The sequence below is a fragment of the Bordetella genomosp. 5 genome (assembly GCF_002261315.1).
In the GTDB taxonomy this organism is placed as follows: Bacteria; Pseudomonadota; Gammaproteobacteria; order Burkholderiales; family Burkholderiaceae_B; genus Bordetella.
This window is the reverse complement of record NZ_NEVP01000011.1, coordinates 105,885-129,322: the sequence shown is the minus strand read 5'-3', so window position 1 is coordinate 129,322 and position 23,438 is coordinate 105,885. Positions and strand designations below refer to the sequence as shown.

Annotated in this window: 21 protein-coding genes, 1 tRNA gene and 1 pseudogene; 12 read left to right on the top strand and 11 right to left on the bottom strand. The window is 64.6% G+C overall.

The window, feature by feature from the left end:
- The first annotated feature begins 304 nt into the window (after window positions 1-304).
- From cysS to CAL25_RS17635, 7 genes and pseudogenes are all read left to right on the top strand, one after another.
- Window positions 305-1,762 (top strand): cysteine--tRNA ligase, encoded by a 1,458-nt coding sequence (gene cysS, locus CAL25_RS17665; RefSeq protein WP_094802366.1) that lies wholly within the window; start codon window positions 305-307, stop codon window positions 1,760-1,762.
- A gap of 16 nt (window positions 1,763-1,778) precedes the next feature.
- Window positions 1,779-2,423: a DNA-3-methyladenine glycosylase family protein gene (locus CAL25_RS17660; RefSeq protein WP_094802364.1), complete on the top strand. Its 645-nt coding sequence runs from the start codon at window positions 1,779-1,781 to the stop codon at window positions 2,421-2,423.
- 36 nt (window positions 2,424-2,459) lie between these two features.
- A complete protein-coding gene (locus tag CAL25_RS17655) occupies window positions 2,460-3,425 on the top strand; it encodes an acetyl-CoA carboxylase carboxyltransferase subunit alpha (RefSeq protein ID WP_094802362.1) in 966 nt (321 codons plus the stop codon).
- 105 nt (window positions 3,426-3,530) lie between these two features.
- A complete protein-coding gene (gene tilS, locus CAL25_RS17650) occupies window positions 3,531-4,547 on the top strand; it encodes a tRNA lysidine(34) synthetase TilS (protein ID WP_094803241.1) in 1,017 nt (338 codons plus the stop codon).
- Window positions 4,548-4,720: 173 nt separating this feature from the next.
- On the top strand, window positions 4,721-5,986 hold the full coding sequence (locus tag CAL25_RS17645; protein WP_094802360.1) for an aspartate kinase: 1,266 nt from the start codon (window positions 4,721-4,723) through the stop codon (window positions 5,984-5,986).
- A 128-nt stretch (window positions 5,987-6,114) separates the two neighbouring features.
- A tRNA-Ser gene (locus tag CAL25_RS17640) sits at window positions 6,115-6,207 on the top strand.
- Window positions 6,208-6,343: 136 nt separating this feature from the next.
- A pseudogene (locus CAL25_RS17635) lies at window positions 6,344-6,861 on the top strand (phage portal protein); the annotation flags it as partial.
- 579 nt (window positions 6,862-7,440) lie between these two features.
- On the opposite strand, the gene CAL25_RS17625 reads toward CAL25_RS17635, so the two are convergent.
- The 6 genes from CAL25_RS17625 to CAL25_RS17605 form a co-directional block, all read right to left on the bottom strand.
- Window positions 7,441-8,070, bottom strand: a complete 630-nt coding sequence (locus CAL25_RS17625) for a hypothetical protein (protein ID WP_141217950.1) — start codon at window positions 8,068-8,070, stop codon at window positions 7,441-7,443.
- 8 nt (window positions 8,071-8,078) lie between these two features.
- Window positions 8,079-9,122, bottom strand: coding sequence for a ParA family protein (locus CAL25_RS17620; RefSeq protein ID WP_094802354.1), 1,044 nt, complete (start codon window positions 9,120-9,122; stop codon window positions 8,079-8,081).
- Between the two features lie 293 nt (window positions 9,123-9,415).
- Entirely contained in the window at window positions 9,416-9,853 is a 438-nt protein-coding gene (locus CAL25_RS24080; RefSeq protein ID WP_141217949.1) for a hypothetical protein, read from the bottom strand.
- On the bottom strand, window positions 9,846-10,754 hold the full coding sequence (locus tag CAL25_RS17615) for an endonuclease/exonuclease/phosphatase family protein (protein WP_283162766.1): 909 nt from the start codon (window positions 10,752-10,754) through the stop codon (window positions 9,846-9,848). Before CAL25_RS17615 ends, CAL25_RS24080 begins: the two co-directional genes overlap by 8 nt.
- 555 nt (window positions 10,755-11,309) lie before the next feature.
- Entirely contained in the window at window positions 11,310-12,278 is a 969-nt protein-coding gene (locus CAL25_RS17610) for a YiiG family protein (protein WP_094802350.1), read from the bottom strand.
- A 136-nt stretch (window positions 12,279-12,414) separates the two neighbouring features.
- Window positions 12,415-12,846: a hypothetical protein gene (locus CAL25_RS17605; protein WP_094802348.1), complete on the bottom strand. Its 432-nt coding sequence runs from the start codon at window positions 12,844-12,846 to the stop codon at window positions 12,415-12,417.
- A 478-nt stretch (window positions 12,847-13,324) separates the two neighbouring features.
- Between CAL25_RS17605 and CAL25_RS17600 the strand changes: the two genes are divergently transcribed.
- The 5 genes from CAL25_RS17600 to CAL25_RS17580 all read left to right on the top strand — a co-directional run bounded on the left by CAL25_RS17600 (window position 13,325) and on the right by CAL25_RS17580 (window position 17,631).
- Window positions 13,325-14,266 carry a siderophore ABC transporter substrate-binding protein gene (locus tag CAL25_RS17600; protein ID WP_094802346.1) on the top strand — a complete coding sequence of 314 codons (942 nt, stop codon included), beginning with the start codon at window positions 13,325-13,327 and terminating at the stop codon, window positions 14,264-14,266.
- A gap of 46 nt (window positions 14,267-14,312) precedes the next feature.
- On the top strand, window positions 14,313-15,293 hold the full coding sequence (locus tag CAL25_RS17595; protein WP_094802344.1) for an ABC transporter permease: 981 nt from the start codon (window positions 14,313-14,315) through the stop codon (window positions 15,291-15,293).
- An 82-nt stretch (window positions 15,294-15,375) separates the two neighbouring features.
- A complete protein-coding gene (locus CAL25_RS17590) occupies window positions 15,376-16,260 on the top strand; it encodes an iron chelate uptake ABC transporter family permease subunit (protein ID WP_094803239.1) in 885 nt (294 codons plus the stop codon).
- Complete coding sequence (locus CAL25_RS17585) at window positions 16,257-17,021, top strand: iron ABC transporter ATP-binding protein (protein WP_094802342.1); 765 nt, start codon at window positions 16,257-16,259, stop codon at window positions 17,019-17,021. Before CAL25_RS17590 ends, CAL25_RS17585 begins: the two co-directional genes overlap by 4 nt.
- Before the next feature lie 100 nt (window positions 17,022-17,121).
- Window positions 17,122-17,631 (top strand): hypothetical protein, encoded by a 510-nt coding sequence (locus CAL25_RS17580; RefSeq protein ID WP_094803237.1) that lies wholly within the window; start codon window positions 17,122-17,124, stop codon window positions 17,629-17,631.
- Window positions 17,632-17,780: 149 nt separating this feature from the next.
- Here the strand turns inward: CAL25_RS17580 and CAL25_RS17575 are convergent, their stop codons facing one another.
- From CAL25_RS17575 to CAL25_RS17555, 5 genes are all read right to left on the bottom strand, one after another.
- Window positions 17,781-18,689, bottom strand: a complete 909-nt coding sequence (locus CAL25_RS17575; protein WP_094802340.1) for a DUF2167 domain-containing protein — start codon at window positions 18,687-18,689, stop codon at window positions 17,781-17,783.
- A 127-nt stretch (window positions 18,690-18,816) separates the two neighbouring features.
- Complete coding sequence (locus CAL25_RS17570; RefSeq protein WP_094802338.1) at window positions 18,817-19,713, bottom strand: DUF6999 family protein; 897 nt, start codon at window positions 19,711-19,713, stop codon at window positions 18,817-18,819.
- Window positions 19,710-21,629 carry a StlD/DarB family beta-ketosynthase gene (locus CAL25_RS17565; protein WP_094802336.1) on the bottom strand — a complete coding sequence of 640 codons (1,920 nt, stop codon included), beginning with the start codon at window positions 21,627-21,629 and terminating at the stop codon, window positions 19,710-19,712. The genes CAL25_RS17570 and CAL25_RS17565 overlap by 4 nt, the downstream gene beginning before the upstream one ends.
- 22 nt (window positions 21,630-21,651) lie before the next feature.
- Window positions 21,652-22,587 carry a fatty acid desaturase gene (locus CAL25_RS17560; RefSeq protein WP_094802334.1) on the bottom strand — a complete coding sequence of 312 codons (936 nt, stop codon included), beginning with the start codon at window positions 22,585-22,587 and terminating at the stop codon, window positions 21,652-21,654.
- The gene (locus tag CAL25_RS17555; protein WP_094802332.1) at window positions 22,571-23,347 is read right to left on the bottom strand and encodes a sterol desaturase family protein; all 777 of its coding nucleotides are present in this window, start codon (window positions 23,345-23,347) and stop codon (window positions 22,571-22,573) included. Before CAL25_RS17555 ends, CAL25_RS17560 begins: the two co-directional genes overlap by 17 nt.
- Window positions 23,348-23,438: the final 91 nt, after the last annotated feature.

The following is a 23,438-nucleotide window of genomic DNA, read 5'->3' as shown; positions in this document are numbered from 1 at the left end:
TGGCGGTCGTCCACGGATCGGTACGGGACGCAACAACAGGATCACGATGATGGGATCGCATTGGATTGAGCCACACGCCGTGGCCGCGCAGACGGCGGATCGCGCCGTGCGCGGCTGGCGGGCTGCGCCGCCCTTGCATGCCGGGGTCGGCGTCACACGCTGTTGTTGCCGCCCGCCAGGCTTGCGCGCCTTTCACTAGCGCCCAGCGCGCCGCGTCTCCCGCGGCCGGGGAGTGTGTGGGGCCTTGCCACCACGCCTTCCGTCTCCAGACTCCGCCGTATCCACGATCAGCTCCGAACTCGCCATGCTGCACATCTACAACACACTGTCGCGTACCAAAGAACCCTTCAAGCCGGTGAATGCCGGGCAGGTGCGCATGTACGTGTGCGGCATGACCGTCTATGACTACTGCCACCTCGGGCATGCGCGCATGCTGATCTCGTTCGACCTGATCCAGCGCTGGCTGCGGGCCAGCGGCTATCAGGTCGACTACGTGCGCAACATCACCGACATCGACGACAAGATCATCCGGCGCGCGGTCGAGACCAACCGCCGCATCGGCGACGTCACCGAGTTCTATATCGACGCCATGCACGCCGACGAGCAGGCGCTCAACGTGCAATCGCCCGACCGCGAGCCGCGCGCCACGCAGTATGTCGGCGAGATGCTCGACATCATCGGCCGGCTGCAACAGAACGGCCTGGCCTATCAGGCCGACGACGGCGATGTGAACTACGCCGTGCGCGGCTTCGAAGGCTATGGCAAGCTCTCCGGCAAGACGCTGGACGACCTACGCGCCGGCGAACGCGTGGCGGTGGGCTCGGCCAAGCGCGATCCGCTCGACTTCGTGCTCTGGAAATCGGCCAAGGCCGAGGAGCCGCCCGAGACCAAATGGGAGTCGCCCTACGGCCTGGGCCGTCCGGGCTGGCACATCGAGTGCTCGGCGATGAGCAAGAGCCTGCTCGGTCTGCCGCTCGACATCCACGGCGGCGGCCCCGACCTGAAATTCCCGCACCACGAAAACGAAATCGCCCAGACCGAAGGCGCCTTCGGTGGCGTGCTCGCCAACGTCTGGATGCACTGTGGCCCGCTGATGGTCGACTCCGACAAGATGTCGAAGTCGCTCGGCAATTTCCGCACGATCCGCCAGACCATCTCGGTCGGCCAGCCGTCGGACGCCGACGCCAGCTATCGCGCCAATCCGCGCGAAGCCGAAATGCTGCGTTTCTTCATCGTGCGCAATCACTATCGCAGCCCGCAGAACTACACGCCCGACAATCTGATCGACGCGCAGAATGCGCTCGACCGGCTCTACCAGACGCTGCAGAACGTCGCGCCCGACGCGCAGGGCATCGACTGGAACGACGCCCAGGCGCAGGCCTTCAAGGCCGCCATGGACGACGACTTCAACAGCTCGGGCGCGATCGCGGCCCTGTTCGAACTCGCGAGCCAGGCCAATCGGGGCGCCGACGCGCGCGCGGCGGGCCAGCTCAAGGCGCTCGCCGCGCTGATGGGCCTGCTGCAGCAGGACCCCGCGGTGTATTTTCAGTCGGCCACGCGCTATTCCGCGGCCGCCATCGAGCAGGGCGGGGCCGCCGAGACCCTGGATGCGGAGCGCATCGACGCCCTGATCGCCGAGCGGGCCCAGGCCAAGCAGTCGCGCGATTTCGCCCGCGCCGATGCGATCCGGGCCGAGCTGCGCGCGGCCGGTGTCGAGCTCGACGACAAGCCGGGCGGTGTCACCCAGTGGCGCCGTGCCTGACCGACGAGCCGCCGACATGCCCAGCACCGACATCGAACTCGTCAAACCCGACTACTGGGAAGAGGCCGTGGCGCACCTGATGCGCCGCGACCGCATTCTCAAGAAGATCATTCCGCAGCACGCCGACACCTGGCTGTCGTCGCGCGGCACGCCCTTTGTCACGCTGGCGCGTGCCATCGTGGGTCAGCAGATCTCCACCAAGGCCGCCGAGGCGCTCTGGAACCGCTTCACCGACACCGTCGGCAAGCGGCCGACGCCCGCCACCGTGCTGAAGGCCGGCGTGGCCAATCTGCGCGCCGCCGGTCTGTCGCAGCGCAAGGCCGAATACGTGCAGGACCTGGCCGAGCATTTCGGCCAGCGCAAGGTGCATCCCGAGCGCTGGGCCACGATGGACGACGAGGCCGTCATCTCCGAGCTGGTCGCGATCCGCGGCATCGGACGCTGGACGGCGGAGATGTTTTTGATTTTCAATCTGCAGCGGCCGGACATCCTGCCGTTGGACGACCTTGGGTTGCTCAAGGCAATCTCGTTACACTATTTCAGCGGCGAGCCGGTATCGCGCTTCGAGGCCCGTGAGGTCTCGTTGGCGTGGCAGCCCTGGCGTACCGTGGCGACCTGGTATCTGTGGCGCAGTCTGGAACCTACCCCGGTCCAGTACTGATCCATCGATCCGCGCCCAACAACGGAACCACACTTCATGCGCAATACTTTCCTGGAATTCGAACAACCGCTCGCCGAGCTTGAAAACAAGATCGAGCAGCTGCGCTACGTGCAGGCCGACTCCGCGGTGGACATCTCCGATGAAATCGGCCGTCTGCAGCAGAAGAGCCAGGCACTGGCCAAGGAAATCTACGGCAAGCTGACGCCGTGGCAGACCGCCCTGGTGGCGCGCCATCCGCAGCGGCCCTACACGCTCGACTACGTGCGTGAGATCTTCACCGACTTCCACGAGCTGCATGGCGACCGCATGTACGCCGACGACCAGTCCATCGTGGGCGGTCTGGCCCGCTTCAACGGCCAGGCCTGCATGGTGATCGGCCACCAGAAGGGGCGCGACACCAAAGAACGCGCCGCGCGCAATTTCGGCATGCCGCGTCCCGAGGGCTACCGCAAGGCCCTGCGCCTGATGCGCCTGGCCGAGAAGTTCGGCCTGCCGGTCTTCACGTTCGTCGATACCCCGGGCGCGTATCCCGGCATCGGCGCCGAAGAGCGCGGCCAGTCCGAAGCCATCGGCCGCAACCTGTTCGTCATGGCCGAACTCAAAGTCCCGGTCATCGTCACCATCATCGGTGAAGGTGGTTCGGGCGGCGCGCTGGCGATCGCCGTGGGCAATGCCGTGCTGATGCTGCAATACGCGACCTACTCGGTGATCTCGCCCGAAGGCTGCGCGTCGATCCTGTGGCGCAGCGCCGACAAGGCCCCCGAGGCCGCCGAGCAGCTGGCGATCGTGGCCCCGCGCCTCAAAGAACTCAACCTCGTCGACCGCGTGGTCAACGAGCCCGTCGGCGGCGCGCACCGCGACCCGCGCGTGATGGCGCGCCTCTTGCGCCGCGCGCTCGGCGATTCGTTGCGCCAGCTGCAAGGCCTCACGCCCGACCAGCTGATCCAGCAGCGTCTCGACCGCGTGATGTCCTACGGCCGCTTCCAGGAAGTGCGCGCCTGAGACAGGCGCTCAAGGCGCGGCCTTCCGGGTATGCTCGGAACGGCACGCCCGCCGCAGCACGAGAGCCGGGCCCCGCGCCTGGCTTTTTTTCGTCCCGCCGATCCCATGCCGTCCGACGTCTTCGATGATCCGCTGATCGCCCCGCTGGCCGCGCCGTTGCGCGCGGTCTGGCCGCGCGACGCCCGCGTGGCGGTGGCGGTCAGTGGCGGCGCCGATTCGGCCATGCTCGCCGTGGCCGCGGCCAGCCTGGGCCGGCCGCTGGTGCTGCTGCATGTGCACCATGGGCTGCAGGCGCCGGCCGACCAGTGGCAGGTCCAGGTCGAGGCGCTCGGCGCACGGCTGGCCGTGCCGGTGCGCAGCGCCCGCGTGCAGGTGGCCGACGACAGCGGCAAGGGCATCGAGGCGGCCGCGCGGCAGGCGCGCTACGACGCGCTCGCGGCGCTCGCGCGCGCCGAATCCGTGGGGCATGTGCTGCTGGCCCACCATCGCAACGATCAGGCCGAAACCGTGCTGCTGCGCCTGCTGCGTGGTGCGGGCCTGCAAGGCATGGGCGCCATGCGGCCCACGCGCGAACGCGACGGCATCGTGTACCTGCGCCCCTGGCTCGAGATCGATCGTGCGCGCATCCTCGAGGCCGCCGCCGCGTTTCATGCGCGTACCGGCTGGCAGCCGGTGCAGGATCCGACCAACGCCGACCCGGCCTACACCCGCGCCGCGGTGCGCACGCAACTCGCGCCGGTGCTGGATGCGCGCTGGCCCGGCTGGCAGGCCATCGTGGCGCGCCATGCCCGGCACATGGACGAGGCCGCCCGGATCCTCGCCGAGGTGGCCCGGACGGACTTTGCCGGACTCGAGCCGGCCGACGATGGCCGCAGCTTCGGTCTGGCGGCCTGGCGGGCGCTGTCGCCGCCGCGGCAGGCGCAGGTGCTGCGCTTCTGGCTGGATCGGCAGGGGCTGCGCGCACCGGCCGATGCGCGTCTGGCCGAACTGATGCGGCAGTTGCGCGGGCTGCATCAGCTGGGTCACGACCGCGATCTGCGCGTGGCACACGACGGCCATGTGATCCGCTGCCATCGCGCGCGGGTCTGGATCGAGCCGGGCGGCGAGGCCGCGACGCGCTGAAATGTGAAGGCCGAAAACGGCATTAACGCGCGCAAATCCTGCGGTTTTCCCCGGATTCGGCCGCAATTTTGCGGAAAAATCCGCATGGGCTGCGCAAATTTTCACCGTCTTGTTAAAATCATCCGCTTTGCCCGCCTACCCACCCTGAAGCGGGCCTCCAGCCAGAGTACGAGATGTCCCTGATCGTTCATAAGTATGGCGGTACCTCGATGGGCTCGGTCGAGCGCATCAAGAATGTGGCGCGTCGCGTCGCGAAGTGGCACGCCGCCGGCCACCAGGTCGTCGTGGTCCCCTCGGCCATGGCGGGCGAAACCAACCGCCTTCTGGGCCTGGCGCGCGAGCTCGCGCCCCAGCCCGATGGCCGTGAGCTCGACATGATCGCCGCCACCGGCGAGCAGGCGTCGAGCGGCCTGTTGGCCATCGCGCTGCAAGCCGAAGGCGTGGCCGCGCGCAGCTACGCGGGCTGGCAAGTGCCGGTTCGCACCGATTCGTCCTACACCAAGGCCCGCATCAACTCGATCGATGATGCCCGCATCCGCGCCGATCTCGACGCCGGCCGCGTGGTCATCGTCACCGGCTTCCAGGGCGTGGACGAAGAAGGCCACATCACGACCCTCGGCCGTGGCGGCTCCGATACCTCGGCCGTGGCCGTGGCGGCCGCCATCAAGGCCGACGAGTGCCTGATCTATACCGATGTCGACGGCGTCTACACGACCGATCCGCGCGTGGTGCCCGAAGCGCGCCGCATGCCCGTGGTGTCGTTCGAAGAAATGCTCGAGATGGCATCGCTGGGCTCCAAGGTCCTGCAGATCCGCTCCGTCGAGTTCGCCGGCAAGTACCGTGTCCCGACCCGTGTGCTGTCGTCGCTGACCGACCCGCTTATCCCGCTCGAAGAAGAAATGGTTTCGGGCACGCTGATTACTTTTGAGGAAGACGAAAAAATGGAAGCCGCCGTTGTCTCCGGCATCGCCTTCAGCCGCGACGAAGCCAAGATCACCCTGCTGGCCGTGCCCGACAAACCCGGCATCGCCTACTCGATCCTGGGCCCCGTCGCCGCCGCGAACATCGATGTCGACATGATCGTGCAGAACCAGTCCGTGGCCGGTACCACCGACTTCTCGTTCACGGTCAACCGCAACGAGTACCTGCGCACGGTCGACGTGCTCAAGCGCGAAGTCATTCCCGCCGTGAGCGCCAAAGAGCTCGTCACCGACGAGAAGGTCGCCAAGGTCTCGATCGTCGGCATCGGCATGCGCTCGCACGTCGGCGTCGCCAGCCTGATGTTCCAGACGCTCTCGCAAGAGGGCATCAACATCCAGATGATCAGCACCAGCGAAATCAAGACCTCGGTGATCATCGACGACAAGTACATGGAACTTGCCGTGCGCGCCCTGCACAAGGCCTTCGAGCTGGATCAGGCGCCCGGCGAGAAGGTCTGACGCACCGGTCCGATTCCGGAAGACATGACGCGTGCATGGCTTCCGGTCCGGATTCTCACTTTTTTTGCGGCGCGAGCCCTGGGCTCAAGCGAAACGCGAAAAAATTAGTGTAGAATCCTGGATTCTTCGGAGACGTGGCCGAGAGGTTGAAGGTACTCCCCTGCTAAGGGAGCATGTGGCTAAAAACTGCATCGAGGGTTCGAATCCCTCCGTCTCCGCCAAGACACCGCTTCGGTGCCTGGCGACAGACACCGAAGTTAAAAACCCGCAACGCGCAAGCGTTGCGGGTTTTTTCATTCTGCGTTGCTCACGTTGTCGGTCTGCGCGCCAATTCAACCCGACACCTACCATCGGATCTATAGCCTGCCGGACCTCTGGCGGCGCTTTGGGCATGGCTCAACGAGTCCGCCACGCTCTTCCGCCGCAAGTACTACCTCAACGGTAGCCATGCCGGCTTCGTCATGTACGTCACGGACACGATCCAAGATGCCAGCTATGTCGATGACATCCGAAGCGCGCTCAAGAACGCGAAAGGGCCGGGCAACTTCCGGAATCTGTTCGTGTACGCGCCTGGCGGCAAGAAAGACGGCTTGCAGATCATCCCGGTGAGCGAGGTCGCCGCGCGCGATGATTTCTTCAACATCAAGAACGTGTCGCGGGACGACGTGTTGGCGGCGCATCGCGTGCCGCCCCAGCTTATCGGCATCGTGCCCTCCAACTCAGGCGGGTTTGGCGGCCCGGTCGATGCCGCTCGCGTGTTCGCCCGTAACGAGCTGGAGCCACTTCAGTCTGTCTTCAAGGGCATCAATGAATGGCTGGGCGTCGAAGCTGTGAAGTTCAAGCCCTACGAAATCACGAGCGCGTCCGGCAGTTAGCGCCGGACGGCCTCGCCGTTGCACACACCTGAGCCCCGCAGACGCGGGGCTTTTTTACGCCCACTCAACGCGGCGTGGCCGGCGGCTCGCCGCCGCGCTTGTGACCGGGTAGCACGGCCGCGCGCTCGTTCAAGCATGGCTCATCCTGGATGAACTCGAGTAGCTGCGCCAGGTGGTCTGCCACATCTTGACGATGACGCAAGCCGTGCGCGTGCCGGATGCCGGCCTGAAGCGCGATTACAGCCCGCTGGAGGCGCCAAATTTCCCAAGCCAGGGCAACGGTCTGGGGTGATGGGTTCGCTTCGTGCAGGACGCGTATAGAGGCCGCACAGAGGCGAGGCCGTGGGGAATGGTCCAGGACGCTCATGGTCTTTCCGAAAAACACTGTATGTACATACAGTATCACGGGTGCCCTTGACCCCTGGCGCGCAGTTCTCCCCCCTCCGCGCCTGCGCGCTAAATGTGCGAGAAAAGATTCATGGGTGCGTCACCCCCTGGCGCCAGCGTTGGCGTGCCTCTAAGGGCAGCTTGTGGGACTCAAATGGTGACGCAGAATGACGCACTATGAACGCACAGTGATCATGTCACGACCAATTCGATTGACGTGACCAATGCCAACAGAAAGGCGGCCGCGTTGGCGAGCTCTACTTGACCGATGGGCCAGGGCGCACGAGGAAAGCTGGGAGCTAAATCTCCCTCGTGGACGATTTTGTTCCGCCTTTCAACTATCAACTTCAGATTGGCGCGAATAGCCTTCGCTTTCGAGTCGGTAGCGCGCGTAGTTGCCCCCTGATTCTGCGCGATTGCCTTCCAAAGCTCGACATCGGAGGTCATCCTGATGCCGTCCGCGATCTGGTCCGGAAACTGGAACGTTACCAATGTAAGCTGTCTACGGATTTCCAAGTCGAACGCAGCCACGGCGTCAGGGGCCGAGGTAGCTGATCGAATGCGTTCGCAAACACTAACAGGAAGACTCAGTTTCGAAAATGCTTTCGGCTCGGCTAACTGTCCAGCAAAAATCGCCACCATGCGTTCGGCCACGAGCTCGTGGATATAGAGGTCAAGCGCCGCAACCCGCGCCGCCCATTCGGCGCGCAGGAGGTCGTCAACGTCGGTAGCAGCAGTTTGGGCAATAAGGGCGCCACGCAGCGTAGCCATATTGTCGCAACGTGCCCAGACTGTTTGAAAAATACCTTGAGCTATCGACATTTTCCAGCTCAAGCAGTTAAAGCAAACACTCGCTTGGCGCAGAGGCGAAACGCAGCCTCAAATGCCTCCTTGTTTCTCTTCGTCTGCGCCCAAACGGATCCTGCTTGCTCGGCTAGCTTCTCCGTGATTTCAAAGACGGGAACCCGATGCTTCTGAGAGAAAGCGATAAGACTATTGAAGTCGGCGACTTCCATGATGGGCTCATAAGGTTCTTGATGAACCTTATCTATGTAATCTGCTGTATCGAGCATGCCGGTGGAGATGAGGACGGGTAACAGGCCATTGCCAACGTCCTCCTTCAACCGGTTGATCCAGGTCTGAAAGGCTTTAGACGCCTTCCCCCCCCGGGGGCGATACTTTTGAATGATCGTGCCGATGAACTGCGGGTGGGGCCGCGGGAAGGGGTAATCCGCGTTTGCGAGGATGTCCAAGCGATACGCTGTTTCGGCCCAGTGTTTCCACTTGGGAAGGGTGCGGGCTAACGATTTCAACGCCATGCCCGAGAAATAGTCGGGATGCATGGGAACCATAAAGTAGTCGCAAGTCATCAGCAGATTCTGATTGACCGGGCCAAGGCTAGGGCTCATGTCTACCAAAATGTAGTCTGCGTGATAGTCCTCGGCTGTTCGATCCAACAAATACCTCAGAGAGCCGGGAACGTTGCGCAACGTAATCAGAGAGCCACTCAGCTCTTGAGCAACGCCCAAGTTAGTCTCGTACTCCGAAAGACCGATATGACCCGCCAAGAGCAGCAGGTTTGGGTTATCTCCTACCTGATAGCAGTCAGCGCCAGCGATCAATCGAGGCTGAGACTCAAAAGCCGGTGCCAATCCGTCCTTCACGTTGTTAGGCGGATTCGCGCTGTAAAAGTCTTCAAGGTCCCCGTCGTCCGAATCAAGCTCGAGAGCCAAGCCCGTCAGGTTGCACTGTGGATCGAAATCCGCAAGGATGACTTTCTTTCCCATTCGGGCCATCATCCATCCCAAGTTGAAGGCAGTCGTAGTCTTACTGACGCCGCCCTTGTGGTTGAAAAGGCAGATCACTTTTGCCATGTGGCTCTCGGATTCGTGGTTCGGTTGGTAAATAAGGCTGCTTGTGCTTGGTCTTCATCGGTCACAGCTTGCAGGCTGTTTCCGCCGTTAGTTTTCTATGACCTCGTCTTGACTGCAAAAAAAGCTTTGACCTTCGACTAGTACGCGCAGACGGGGCCGATTTAATGTGTCTGCGTAGCCTGCAAAAATGCCAATCGCGTCATACTTTGGATGGTTCGGATTTACGATGATGACTTCCGTGCCCACCGCAAGGATCGACGGTGCCGGAGTGATACATTCGCCAATTTTTCCGCTCACGGCGCGGGTTCCGCTGAGGTGGGCGGAGATAGCATTTCAAGGATCGTCTGTCCAACGCTAGCATGCTGAAGCAGCATGGCCAACGCACTTTCCAGCCCCTTTCGGTCAGAGCACATGAATTTGCCAGAGCTTGAGCTGATCGCGCATGGGTACCCCGTTTCAGAGACGCTCCATCTTGCTATCTCCGTAGCTTCGCCTCCGGACGTGCGGACCACTCCGATCCCCCAATAAGGTTCAAATATTTCTTTCTTCGACAGGTTGTGCCAAGAAAAATGTTCCTGAAATTGAAGCGGCAGAATCCTGACTTTGTTCTCCGTGACTGTCGCTAACTGGGCGTTCAGCTCATCGAAAACAGCGTTAATCTCCGCTTTATTCTCTTCAGCCGTTTGCGCCGCGTGGACGCCTGTTCTGAAAGATTTGATGAAGTCAACCATTCTTCTTCCTTGCAATAGTCGCAACTACTGGCATGTGATCGAACTTGCTCTTTTTGTTTAAAACGAGACCGGTAAATGGCGGGAAGTCCACCACCCCTGCCGTTTCGTCCTGGAGCATCCAGGATGATCTTCCGAGGAATGCGGAAGAGAAGATGATTTGATCATACATGTGCCATCTAGAGAGCTGACCTGCGCCATAGTGGTGGCTTCCCCCGCGCCACAGTGCATCGCTCTCCGGCCCGGGCTCGGCCGTTGAAGGAGCCACATGCTTCCAGAATGGGTTGTAAAGCAGGTGGGGCTTGCGCGTGGCGACTAGGTTGCGATCTCGGCTGGCCATCAGATGGTTGTGAAGGGAGGGGGAGAAAGGTTCATCGTTGAAATCACCCAGAACTATCGCGTGGCCAGAGTGATCCTCGCCCAGGGCATCCGTAACTGCGCTTCTAAGGTAAATGCCAAGGGTATGGCGATCAACGTGATGTTCATCACACATTAGGCGGCTGGGCCAGTGCGAGATGAAGATGTGTAGCCGGGTCTCGTCATCTACCAGATCGAGGTCAATGCGCTGACCAACTTTGAGCACCGATTCGCCGCTGAACATCAAAAGCTGCTTTGAAGCTGACTTTCGCATTGCGCCGCGTTTGAAGAACACGCAAACGTCGAATCTGCTCCTCCCCGCCTTCTCAGTTCCGTTAAAGACTTCATAATCTTTAAGGCATGGAAGCTTGAGTAGTCTGGTGACATCTGCCTCGCTGACTTCACCGAGGCAGATGATGTCAACGTCCATCTCAGTGCCTAGTAGCTCTATTACACGAGCAGCAATTCTCTGGTCTTTGACTGTTGCTCTCGTTGATGCCTTGACTGGTGACAAACTGGTATTCCACCACGCGATCGAGAGTTGCATATATCAGAGGGAATTGGGATGTTCCGGTGCGGCTCGCGCAGCATCCTGGTGACTCAGGGGCCGCCCTGTATCGGTCTAATCGTGACGAGATGATACGTCGAGTTGAGGGCTGTGTCGCATAGTAGGCGCCATGCTGAGGTGCAACTCGATCAGTTTTTCCGCAACTTTAGCTGGTATATTTGATGGTATATTTTTTTTCAGAACAAAAAAATCATTTAAAATCAGATATTTATACATTGAGTGTTGATGACTCCGTCTCCGCCAAGACACCGCTTCGGTGCCTGGCGACAGACACCGCTTCGGTGCCTGGCGACAGACACCGAAGTTAAAAACCCGCAACGTGCGAACGTTGCGGGTTTTTTCATGGGCGCACGCAGGGCGGGGTGCTCGCTGAGGGTGTGTCCGTCGCGGGTGTTGCCATGGCAGGGTGAGCGGGGGCCGGCGAGAGGGCCTCGAAAGAGGACATGAAAAAGGGGCCCCGTGGGGCCCCTGTGCAAAGCGCGTTGCGACAGCGACGCGCGGGCGGCGTGCTCGACGCCGCCCGGTGCTTCTCGCTTAGCAGCTATTGCGGTTCAGTGCGCCGACCAGGCTGTTGTAGGTGCGGCGCAGGTTGTTGGCGTCGGTCTCGATCGAGCGCGTGATGACGCGGGCGTGGATGCCGGTGCGCTTGGCCTCTTCGTCGTAACGGCCACCCGTGGTGTGCTCGATCGCGGTGCGGCCGGCGGAGAGGTACGAGTTCACGTTCGACATCAGGCTCGGGCAACCCTTCTGGTTGCCTTCGCGCAGCTTGCCTTCGTAGGCCACGGCCATCTTGTTCACTTCGTCGAGCGACTTCGAGAACGGATCGAGCTGATCGCCCAGGCCGGTGCCTTCGAACAGGCCGTCGGCCATGTTGATGCTTTCCTTGCTGTGATAGATCAGGCCGGCGCGGAAGTATTCCGTGGTGTCCTTCTTGGCGTTCTCGAATTCGGCCTTGGTGCGGGCACGATCCTTCACTTCGATGCCGCCGAAGAACGCGGCCTGCGTGGTGACCACGGCCTTCAGGTTATCGCCATAGGCGGCCTGGATTTCCTTGCCGTGCGCGCCCTTGTCGCTCACGTAGGTCTTGGCGCTGATGTAGTTGTTCATGTCGGTGCTGACCGGCAGGAACTTGCCCAGGGCTTCGCTGTAGGCGCGCGCGAGCGGATCGAGGTCGTCCATGGCGGGCTTCATGGCCAGCGCCTTGTCCAGCGATTCCTTGATCTGCGGCGTCGCGTGCGGCGAGCCGTCGTTGACGTACATGTCCTTCAGCGGCTTGGTGCCGGCGAACTTCGGCGCCAGGTCGTTTTCCCACTTTTCCAGCGCGCGCTCGTAGGTGTCGCCGGCGCGATTGGCCGCGTTCACGTACTCGTTGTACTTCATGATCTCGGCCTGGCTCGCCGACACCTTGGGGGCTTCGGGCTTCTTCGCTTCGTCACTGCATGCGCTCAGTGCCAATGCGCAGACCATGGCGGCCAGCATGCGCGATGCGTATTTGGGAGACATCGATGGATCCTTTCGGTTCAGGGTAAAAATGCGCGGCGGCACCGCGCGGGGGTAAAAGGGCGAGAGGGCGTGTGCAGGGCGCACGCGTCGTGTCGGTGTGTTGTGGCCGGTGCGCGGCGAGCGCGGGCGGCGGCGCTCAGAGCTGCTGCGACATCCGTTGCGAGAGCTCGGCGGCGTAGCGCAGCGTGAGGGGCTTGTCGGCGCCCGGCATGCGCAGTTCGGCGGTGTCGCCGGTGATCACCAGCAGTGTGTGCGGCTGGCCCTCGTGATCGATGACGTAGCGCGTGTCGTGCGCACTGGTTGTGATGTCCGCGATCAGCGAGGCATGATCGAGCGGATGGTCCACGCCCATCGGCATGATCACGGCTTCGGGTTCGCGCGGCCGCTGACGCAGCACGATCACACCCACTTCGTCGCCCTGCGAACCGGCGCTGAAGACCAGCGCTTTCTGCGTCACGCGCGGCATCGCGCTGTCGGCGTTGTTCTGCGCCGGCGCCAGCGCGGGCACGAGCAGCAGCAGAAACGACAGACTCAGAATCAGATGGCTTGCGATGCGTTGCAAAGACATGAGACGGTGCAGCAATGACGGGAGGCGAATCTTACGTAGCGGGCCTCGCGGCCGGGGTTACAAAATCATTCTCACGTTTGCGGGAATTTGCGCGCGCAACTAATTTCGCGCGATCTTCGGCCAACATGCCGCGTTCGCGCGCCGCGGATGCCTCGCCGCTGCACCACGTCGGTGCGACCTGGGCGGCATCGGCGGGGTGGTCCGGCGGCGCCACCGGGTGGGCTTCCTTTGCGCGATCACCGTATCCCTTTGCGGCGCCACCATCCTGGTCCGGACGCCCGGGCGGCGCGCAGCGGATTGGTTCCTATTGTCGTTATCATCCGGCAACGTCACGCGTCGCGCGCCACGCACCCGGCTTCTGTCGGCAAGGACACGCCGGACGCATGATAGGATTGAATATCATTCTTGTTTGAACGCGAGGCGCTCAGCCGGGATGCGCCAGCGCGCGCCCCCGCCCGGGCGCGAGCCAGGATCCCTCATGAACCCTCACTTCGCACTGCCCTCCTGGGCCGCCGCCTGCGGCGCCGCCCTCACGCTGGCGCTGGCCCCGCTGGCCGTCCACGCCCAATCCCAGGTCCAGATCACCGATGCACAGGGCACCCGTGTCGTGCCTGCGCAGCCCGCCCGCACCGTGGTGATGGATCTGGCCGTCCTCGACACCCTGCACACGCTGGGCGTGACCGCGGCCGGTGTGCCTGCCGCCGTCAACTGGCCTGCGCATCTTTCGCAGTACGGCAATAAGCAGTACGCCAAGGTCGGTTCGATGTTCGAGCCCGACTACGAAGAGATCAACCGCCTGAAGCCGCAACTGATTTTTGTGGCCGGCCGCTCGGCGCCGAAGTTCGGTGATCTGTCGAAGATGGCGCCCACCGTGGATCTCACGGTCACGCCGGGCGACCTGGTCGCCAGCGTCGAACGCAACGCCAAGCTCGTGGCCAGCATCTACGGCAAGCAGGCCGAAGCCGATGCCAAGCTCGCCAAGCTCCGCACCTCGATCGCCGCGCTGAAGGCAAAAGGCGCGCACGCGGGCACCGGGCTGATCGTGCTCACCACCGGCGGCAAGATGAGCGCCTACGGTCCGGGTTCGCGTTTCGGCGTGATCCACGACGCCTTCGGCATCAAGCCGGCCGTTGCCGATCTGAAGCAGTCGAACCACGGTCAGGCCGTGTCGTTCGAGTTCATCGCCCAGACGAATCCCGACTGGCTGTTCGTGATCGACCGCGATGCCGCCATCGGCCGCGAGGGCACGGCCGCGCGCCAGTTGCTCGACAATGAGCTGGTGCGCGGGACGACGGCCTGGAAGAAGGAACACGTGGTCTATCTGAATGCCGGCAACTGGTACTCGCTCGGCGCGGCCGGCCTGACCGCGTTGCAGGAGAGCGTGGACGAAGTCGCCAAGGCGATCGACGGCGCCAAGTGAGCACGAGGCCGTGCCCGCGTTGCCCTTGACTCCGGCCAGAGGCCGCATGGCCTGGCTCGGCGGACCCGCCGGGCTCGTGGCCATGGCACTGCTGCTGGCCGGGCTCTGCCTGGCCAGTCTGTCGTTGGGCGCCGGGCAGTTTTCCTTTGCCGACCTGCTGGGCGGCCCGCAGGCCGAACGCGCCTGGCAACTGCTTTGGGTGAGCCGCGTGCCGCGCACGCTGGCGCTGTTGCTCGCGGGCATGTCGCTGGCCGTCGCGGGCCTCATCATGCAGATGCTGCTGCGCAACCGCTTCGTCGAGCCGTCGACGGCGGGCACGATCGAGTCGGCCACGTTCGGGATTCTCTGTGTCACCTTGCTGGCGCCGCAGGCGCCGGTGTTCGGCAAGATGGCCGCCGCCACGGTGAGCGGCCTGTTGGGCAGCCTGCTGTTCCTGGCCTTGCTGCGGCGCGTGCCGCTGCGCTCGCCGTTCCTGGTCCCGCTGGTCGGCCTGATCCTGGGCGGCGTGATTCACGCCGCCACCACCTACATCGCGTTTCGCCACGATCTGCTGCAGTCGCTGCATGCCTGGACCACGGGGGATTTCTCCGGGGTGCTGCGCGGCCGGTATGAATTGCTGTGGATCGGGCTGGCGCTGACCCTCATTGCCTACATCGCCGCCGACCGCTTCACGCTGGCCGGCATGGGCAAGGACTTCGCTTCGAGTCTGGGTGTGAATCACGCGCGCCTGACGTTCATCGGCATGTTGATCGTGTCAGCCGTGTCCGCGGTCGTCGTGGTGACCGCGGGCAGCATTCCGTTTCTGGGGCTGATCGTGCCGAACGCGGTGAGCCTCATGTTCGGCGACAACATGCGGCGCGCCATCCCGTGGGTGGCCCTGCTGGGCGGGGTGTTCGTGCTTGCCTGCGACATCCTGGGCCGGCTGCTGCTGTACCCGTACGAGGTGCCGATCGGCACGGTGGTCGGCGTGATCGGCAGCGCGCTGTTCCTGTGGCTGCTGCTGCGCCGGAGAGGCCGTTTTGCCTAGCCTGGAACGCCGCATTCCGTTGAGCGCCGGCGCGCGCCTCGCGCTGCTGGGCGTGCTGGCGGCCCTGTGCTGCATCGCTTACATGACCTGGGGCGCGGCCGGGCAGTGGTCCTTCGTGCTGGCGTTTCGGGGCGGCAAGCTGCTGGCCATGTTGCTCGTGGCGTATTGCGTGGCGGTGTCTTCGGTGCTGTTCCAGACCATCACGCACAACCGCATTCTCACGCCCGCCATTATGGGCTTCGACGCCCTGTATGTGCTGATCCAGGCCGTGGTGGTGTTCAGCTTCGGCCTGTCCGCCGTCGCCACGCAGGAGCCGCTGTGGCAGTTCCTGCTCGAGGTGGCCGCCATGACGGGCTTTGCCTGCCTGCTGTTTCGCTGGCTCTTCACGGGCGGGGCGCACAGCCTGCATCTGATGATGCTGGTCGGCATCATTTTCGGCCTGCTGTTCCGCAGTCTGTCGAGCTTCGTCGTGCGCCTGATCGACCCCAATGAATTTCTCGTATTGCAGGACCGGATGTTCGCCAGCTTCAACAGCGTGCGCACGGGACTGCTGCCGCTGGCGGGCGGCGCGGCGCTGCTGGCCACGCTGGTGCTCTGGCGCATGGGCCGCCGGTACGACGTGGTGGCGCTGGGCCGCGAGCTCGCCGTCAATCTGGGGGTAGACTATCGCCGCACGCTGCTGGCCACGCTGGCGGCGGTGACCGTGATGGTGGCCGTCTCGACCGCGCTGGTCGGGCCGGTGACCTTCTTCGGCCTGCTGGTCGCCAATCTGGCGTATCACTCCATGCCCGCGGACCGCCATGCCCAGACCGTGCCCGCCGCCGTGCTGTGGGCCGTGATTTTTCTGGTGGGCGGCCAGACCGTGCTCGAACGCGTGCTGGCCCTCAACACCACGGTCAGCGTGGTGATCGAGTTCGTGGGCGGCATGTTGTTCCTTGCCCTGATCCTGCGCAGGAGGCGCCCGTGATCGAAGTCCAAGGCGTTACCAAGCGCTATGAAGAAACCGTCGTCGTCGACGACGTGACGCTGGCCCTGCCGGCGGGCGGCATCACCGCCATCATCGGTCCCAACGGTGCGGGCAAGTCCACGCTGCTGTCGATGGTGAGCCGGCTGCTGCCGTTGTCGGCCGGACAGGTGCGGATCGACGAGCTCGATGTCACACGCGCCGACAGTCGCGAGCTGGCGCGCCGTCTCGCGATTCTGCGTCAGGACAATCACTTGCCGCTGCGGCTCACCGTGCGCGATCTCGTCGCGTTCGGGCGCTTTCCGCATAGTGGTGGCCGTCTCACGGCCGACGACAAGGTCCACATCGACCGGGCCATCGCCTACATGGAGCTCGAGCCCCTGGCCGAGCGGTATCTCGACGAGATGTCGGGCGGCCAGCGGCAGCGTGCGTTCGTGGCGATGGTGCTGTGCCAGGACACCCGCTATGTGCTGCTCGACGAGCCGCTCAACAGCCTGGACATGAAGCATGCCGTCGCGATGATGCGCATTCTGCGCCGGGCGGCCGACGAGCTGGGCAAGTCGGTGGTGGTGGTGCTGCACGACCTGAATTTCGCGGCCGCGTATGCCGACCACATCGTCGCCATGCGCGACGGCCGGGTGGCGCATCAGGGCGGTCCCGACGCGATCATCGAGCCGGAGCTGCTGAGCACGCTGTACGGCCTGCCGATCCGGGTGCACGAGATCGACGGTCAGCGCGTCTGCGTGTACTACCGCCAGGCATGAGTCCCGCCTGGGGCCGATTCGCGGTACGGCGAGCGCCGCGGTTCGGCCGCCGGGAATGGCGCGTTACGATGGCGGCTGGACACTTACTCTGGTCGCCATCATGTCGCTTCCCGTCAGCCCGCCCTGCGTCATCTTTCTGAATGGTCCGGTGAATGCCGGCAAGTCCACGGTGGGCCCGCTGGTCGCGGCACGCCTGTCCCAGGCCGTCTGGCTCGACGGCGATGACCACGGCGCCGATCCGTCGCTGCCGCTGGCCGATCAATGGGAGGCCGCGCGTCGGCGCATCGAGGCGGCGATCGCCGCGCTGACCGAGGGCACGCTGGTCGTCGGCTACCCGATGGACCAGGCCCTGTACGAGCGCCTGCACGAAAAGGCCGACAAGGCGGGCGCGCGCCTGCTCGTCGTGACGCTGTCGCCGCCCCTGGAGGTGGCGTTGTCGGACCGCGGCGCCCGCGTCCTGACCGACGCCGAGCGCGCGCGGGTGGCGCAGATGTACGACGAGGGTTATCAGGCGCGGCCGTTTTCCGACATGCTGCTCAACACCGCGCGGCTATCGCCCGACGAATGCGCGGACGATATCGTGGCGCTCGCGGCGAACGTCGGGCGCTAGGCGCCCGAGAGGGCGGTCTGCGGCTCGCCGCCCGCAGCTGGCCGCCCGCAGCTAGCCGCCCGCAGCTAGCCGCCCGCAGCTAGCCGCCCGCAGCTAGCCGCCCGCAGCTAGCCGCCCGCAGCTAGCCGCCCGCAGCTGGCCGCCCACTTTCACCGTGCGGGGGTCTTTTTGCCGCGCAGGCGGGTCCAGAGTCCGCCGCCGAGCGCGGCCAGCGCGAGGATGAGCACCTTGCCGAACTTCGCGGCGAAGGCCGCGATCATGGCGAACAGACCGAGTTTCTTTGCGGCCACGCCGGCCACGAGCGCGGCGATGCCGTACTCCGCGACCTTGTCGGTGGAGGCATTGAAATCGTCGTAACGCTTACCGTCCACATACTGGATCGCGTCGAGCAGTTGCAGGGCGTTGTGCTTGTCGGCCGCGACCTGGCTCTGGCTGGTGATCAGATCGAGCGAGATGTAGCCTTCGCGGCCCAGCGCATAGGTGTTGTAGTTGACGGAGGCGTCTTCGCCGCTCGCGCCCTTGGTCTGCGCGATGGCGGACCAGACCAGACGCCGCTTCTCGCCATCGTACTTGGGCGTCTCGGCCCATCCGGCCACGGTCAGTTCGGGAAAGCCCATCTCGCGGCGGTCTTTGTTGCCGGACTCGGTTCCGTCTTTCAGGCTTTGCAGCAGCTCGTCGACATCCCAGTTCTTGGCGTCGTCGTCCTTGATGTAGCCGGCCTTCTCGAAGTTGACGGTGGCGACCCAGTCGGCCGACTCGTTCATCGGCAGCACCAGCCCCAGCATGTCGGGATCCTTGCCGTTGCCATGCGCCTGCATCAGGCGCTGCGCCTGTTGCTTGGGCACGAACATCATGTCGGCGGGCAGCTTGAGCACGGCCTGGTCACCGAGGGCGATGTCCGCGGGGCCTTCCTGGGCCGCGGCCATGGCAGCGCTGCCGGCGGCCTCGATCTCCTGTTGCGCGGCGGCGTTCTGCGCGTGCGCGGGGGCGAGCGGCCACCCGGACAGCGGCAGCGCGAGGGTGAGGGCGAGAAGAGAGTGGCGCAGCAGGGCACGCATGACAGGGCTTCCTTGGTTTGAAAACGGCGCCCATTGTCTGGGCGCGCGACTTTCAACTTTCTGAAAGCCCTGGCGTGTTTCGCGTGCGGATCCGACGAGATACGACGGAATATGACGCGCGTCGCGCTCAGGCGATGGGAGCGGGCGGCGGCGCGTCGCCTTCCTGCGCGTGGCGCTCGGCCATCAGCAGGCTGTGCAGCATTTCGGTCGACAAGCCGTGCAGCACCAGCCGATAGCCCGCGCGCAGCGTGGACATCGGCACCAGCGGATGTTTGTTGTTGACCAGCACCAGATGCTGGGGCGCGCCGAGCAACTGCGCCGAATAGATGCCGATGGTCTCGTCGAGCTGGAGGGAATTGCAGGCGCGCCAGAAATCGTTGTCGGTCAGCATCAGCTGATACAGCGGCGTGAACAGCTCGATCGCACTCTGCAGGTCGAGCTTGTTCCAGCGGCCCTGGGGCATGTCTTCGAGCCGCAGGCCTGGATCCTGGATCATCGAGAAATCCAGCCGCTCGGGCGCGTGCATCTCCACGCCGGCATCGCGCATGGCCTGGTTCAACCGGATGACGAAGTTGAACAGGTTCAGATCGTGTTTGACGAAGAGCTCGTCCTTCAGATCGTCGATCGTGCGCGGCTCGAGCGGCGTGGTGCCCACGCGCACCGGCGCGTTGGCCGCAATGAACGCCAGGATCTGGGCGCCGAGGTGGAAGTGGCGCAGGATCAGCCAGTTGGCTTCGGGCGAGACGAAGCGGTTCAGGCCCCACGCCAGGATGCGGTGCAGCAGGCGCGAGTGCGACCAGCGGCGCGGCACGAAGGTCTTGATCACCTGGATCAGGATGATGAAGAGCCGCGCGATCGGGCGCACGAACGGCAGCAGGTACTGGCGCGAGCCGCTGCTGGAATCGGTGAGCCAGGCCTTCTTTACCTTGTCGGGCAGCGGCGTGCTGCGGTCGAGGTAAAGCGCGAGCCAGGGATTGGGGTCGGCCATGTCGTGGCCGTCGACGAGAAACGCCGGTTCTTTCATGCCGGGGCCTGCTCCATCACGTATTGGAATTGCATCAGGTACAGCGCCGCCGTGCGGCGTGCGGTGTCGATGATACGTTGTTCGGCCTGGCCGTCTTCGTCGCAGTCGAGCGCGAGCTCTACCGCCGCGAGCCAGCGGGCCAGATGATGCTCGTCATTGTGCCCGTGGTACTCGAGGAAGCGGAAGACGTCGGGCGGCAGGTCCAGGCTGGCCTTGAGCAGGGGCAGCAGGGCGGGCACGATGCGCTGGCCCGTGCCTTCGATGATGTAGATCGCACCCAGCAGGCCGATCGGATCGTTCGTGGCCGCGAGCGCGTGCAGGTAGGCGTTGAGCGCCTCGCCGCCGGGATTGCGGCGCAGGGCGTCGATGTTCTCGGCCTGGCCGCCGGCCTTGCGGTAATCCTCGAACAGAATCATGAAGTCGTTCTGTTCTTCGCCGGCGTGCATGCCGATGAGCTCGGCCAGCGGGGCGTATTGCGGGCCCAGCGAGGCGGCGCCTTCGCGCATCCACTTGCTGCCTTCCCGCACCTGCGGCACCCAGCATTCCATCCAGCGCAGATAATCGGCGGTCTCGAACTCGCGCCGGCGCAGGCGCTGGATCACCGGCGTGCGCCACACGCGCGAGCGGTAGTCATGCCAGATCGCGGCCAGCTCGGTGAGAAGCTGCGACAGGCCCTGCGGGGCATAGGCGGGATCGTGCGGCGGCGCGATGTCGTCGGCATCGTCGCCGAGCGGGGCGGCGGCGCGGCGGGCCGGCACGGCCACCTGCACGCGGTCGTCGTCGAGCGCCTGCGCCGTGAAGCACATGTACGCCGTCATGAACCGGCCCGACTCGGGGATATAGCAGAAGATCCGCTCGCCCGGCTTGACGGTACGGGTCTCGAGAAACTCCGCGAGCATGATGAGGATCGAGGCGGCGCCGGTGTTGCCGCGCCACGCGAGGTTGCTGTACCACTTCTCGCGCGGGATCTCGAGGTTGGCCTTTTCCATCAGGTCGGCGACCACCGGAATGAACTTCTCCGACGAGTAGTGGCACAGGAAGTGATCGACCTGGCCCGGCGCGATCCATTCTTCGCGCACGAGCTTCACGTACTCATGGATGCCGATGTCGAACAGATGCGGCAGCAGCCGGATGTCCTGGCGCAGCGCCAGCGCGCCGTCGGCTTCCGCCTCTTGCCACGAGGGGTAATCCAGATGCCCCTGCTTGCGGTCGGCCGGCAGCCCCAGCTGCATGCAGACGGGATAGTCGCCCGAGAACGAGCGCTGGTGTATCCAGTCGAGCTTGAGCTTGATGCCCTGCGAGGCGCCCGGCAGCGCGCTGCCGTCCGAACCGAGCAGCATGGCGCCGGCGCCGTCGGACAGCATCCAGCGCAGGAAGTGCGAATCGAAGTCGGCGTCGTAGCCGCGCGCCGCGAAGCGCGAGCGCTTGAAGAGGCGGGACGGCAGCTCGGCGGCGACCGCGAGCGCGCGCTCGTGTCCACCGGCCTGGATGGCCTGCGCGGCGCTCTGGATGGCGCTCACGCCGGCGGCGCAGATGCCGTGTACCGACAGCGTTTCCATCGGCGGCGCGGCAAGCTCGCCCTGGATCATGTTGGCAAAGCCGGGCATCAGCGCGTCGCCGCCCGAGGATCCGCTCGCCAGATAAGACACCTGCGCCAGCTCGCCGCCCGCGCGGCCCAGGCAGTCCTGGATGGCCTGCGCGGCCAGCTGCGCGTTGGTGTGGCGCGTGCCGCCATCGGTGTCAATGGCGTAGTGCCGCGTCTTGATGCCGTTCTCGGCCAGGATGCGCGTCTTAATGCGGGTCGACATGCGGTTGAGCGGTGCGATGTACGCATCCATCGCTTCGTTGTCGACGGGTTCGCCGGGCATGAAGTAGCCGGCGCTTTGCAGATACACGCGGTCGAACGCAATAGGCATGTCGGATCTCTTTTTGTGAAAGTCAGCGGACGTGTTCGGCGGCCATGCGCGAGCGCGAGCGCAGGCGGGGCATGACGTTGGCGAGCACGAAGACGCGCAGCATGTAGGGCACCAGGCCGCGCTCGTTCAGTTCGGGCGCGACGCGCTCGCGGTAATGCGTGCGGTGCAGGCGGGCGAGGTCGGCCCAGTGCACGCGCGGATTCTCGTGGTGCGCGGTGTGCAGGCCGATGTTGAAGAGCAGGGGATTGACCCAGCCCTCGAAATTGCGGGCGTAATCGAGCCCGGCCTGCGCGCGCGGGCCGCCATCGGCATGCGCGTGCTGCAGATAGTTGGTGGCGAGCAGCCAGTGCAGGCCGTGCAGCTGCGGCACGATGACATACAGCAGCGCCTTCACCGGGTCGAGCGCCAGCAGACCGCCCCAGAGGCCCAGCCACACCGCATACTGCGCCATGCAGTAGCGCCATACGCCGGGATGGCGGCGGCGCATGCGGGCGAGCCAGCCGAAGAAGACCGGAAACAGCACCCACACCGCCTGCACCGGATGGATCAGGTAGCCCCACAGGTGATTGGTGTCACCGCCGAAGCGATAGGTGCGCGCCACGTCGCGCGCGCCGTGTTTGTAGCGGTGATGGTTGCCCACGTGCGCGGGCCAGAAGACAAAAGTCGGATGCCCTTGCAGCAGCGTGATCCAGAAATCGGTGAGGCGATTCGCCGCGCGCGCGCCGCGCCCGCGCCACATGCGCAGGTGCGTATGGTTGTGATGGATGACGCCCACGCCCAGCGTGAGGAACAGCAACAGCAGATAGAGCGGCCACGAGAAGCCGTTGCGCCACATCCATATGGCGAGCAGCGGCGTCAGCAGCAGGTAGGCGAGGCTCTGCAGGTCGCGCCGATGGCGCAGGGCGAGCGGTCCGGGCGAGGCGCTCGGCCGGCCGCCCGGGTCACGACTGCGCGCCATGTGCGCCTCGTTGGCGGGCCGCCTGCCATTGGCGCTCGGCCGCATCGGCCGGCAGCCGCGTGCGGAACAGACGGTCCATGAACGTGAACTGGAAACCGTAATTGCCGTTGTAGCAGGCGTGATGCAGGTGGTGGCGGCGGCTGGCGGCAAACCAGTGCGCGTACGACACGTTGGGAAAGAAATCGTAGTTGGCGTGCCCGATGCAGTTGAAGAACAGGCTGAACAGCGGGACCGACAGCAGCGACCAGAAGCTGAAGTCGTGCAGCAGCATGGGCAGCAGGATTACGTTGCCCAGCATCAGCGCCTCGATCGGGTGGAAGCTGTAGGTCGAGAACGGGGTCGTGACCACGGAGCGATGGTGCGGCAGATGGAAGCGGCGCAGCAGCTTCGTGTGCAGCAGGCGGTGGTTGACCCAGAAATGCACGTCGTTCCAGGCGAGCAGGAACAGGATCTCGAGCGAGATCTGCTGCCAGCCGGCGTCGTAGTCCAGGCGCGCCCAGCCCAGTTGCAGCAGCCCCCACGGGAAGATCATGCCGGTGCCGAAGAGCAGGATCGAAAGCGCCGACTGCGACAGCTCGCGGCGCAGCTGGCCCGGCGCGAGCGGGCGCGTGTCGAGCGGGCGACCCAGGCCGAGACGCGGCAGGATGTGGTGGGTGAGCAGCCATGTGGTGGCGCCGAACACCAGATAGATACCGCCAAAGAACAGCAGGCCGGCAAGCATGACCTGCCAGGCCGATAACGCTACGAACGCTTGCGCCATGGATATAAGGGCTCTTGCCCGGCATCGTGGACCGGGTCGTTGCTTGTCATGGCGCGATCATAAGCAAGCCGCCCCCCGGACGGGGGGCGGA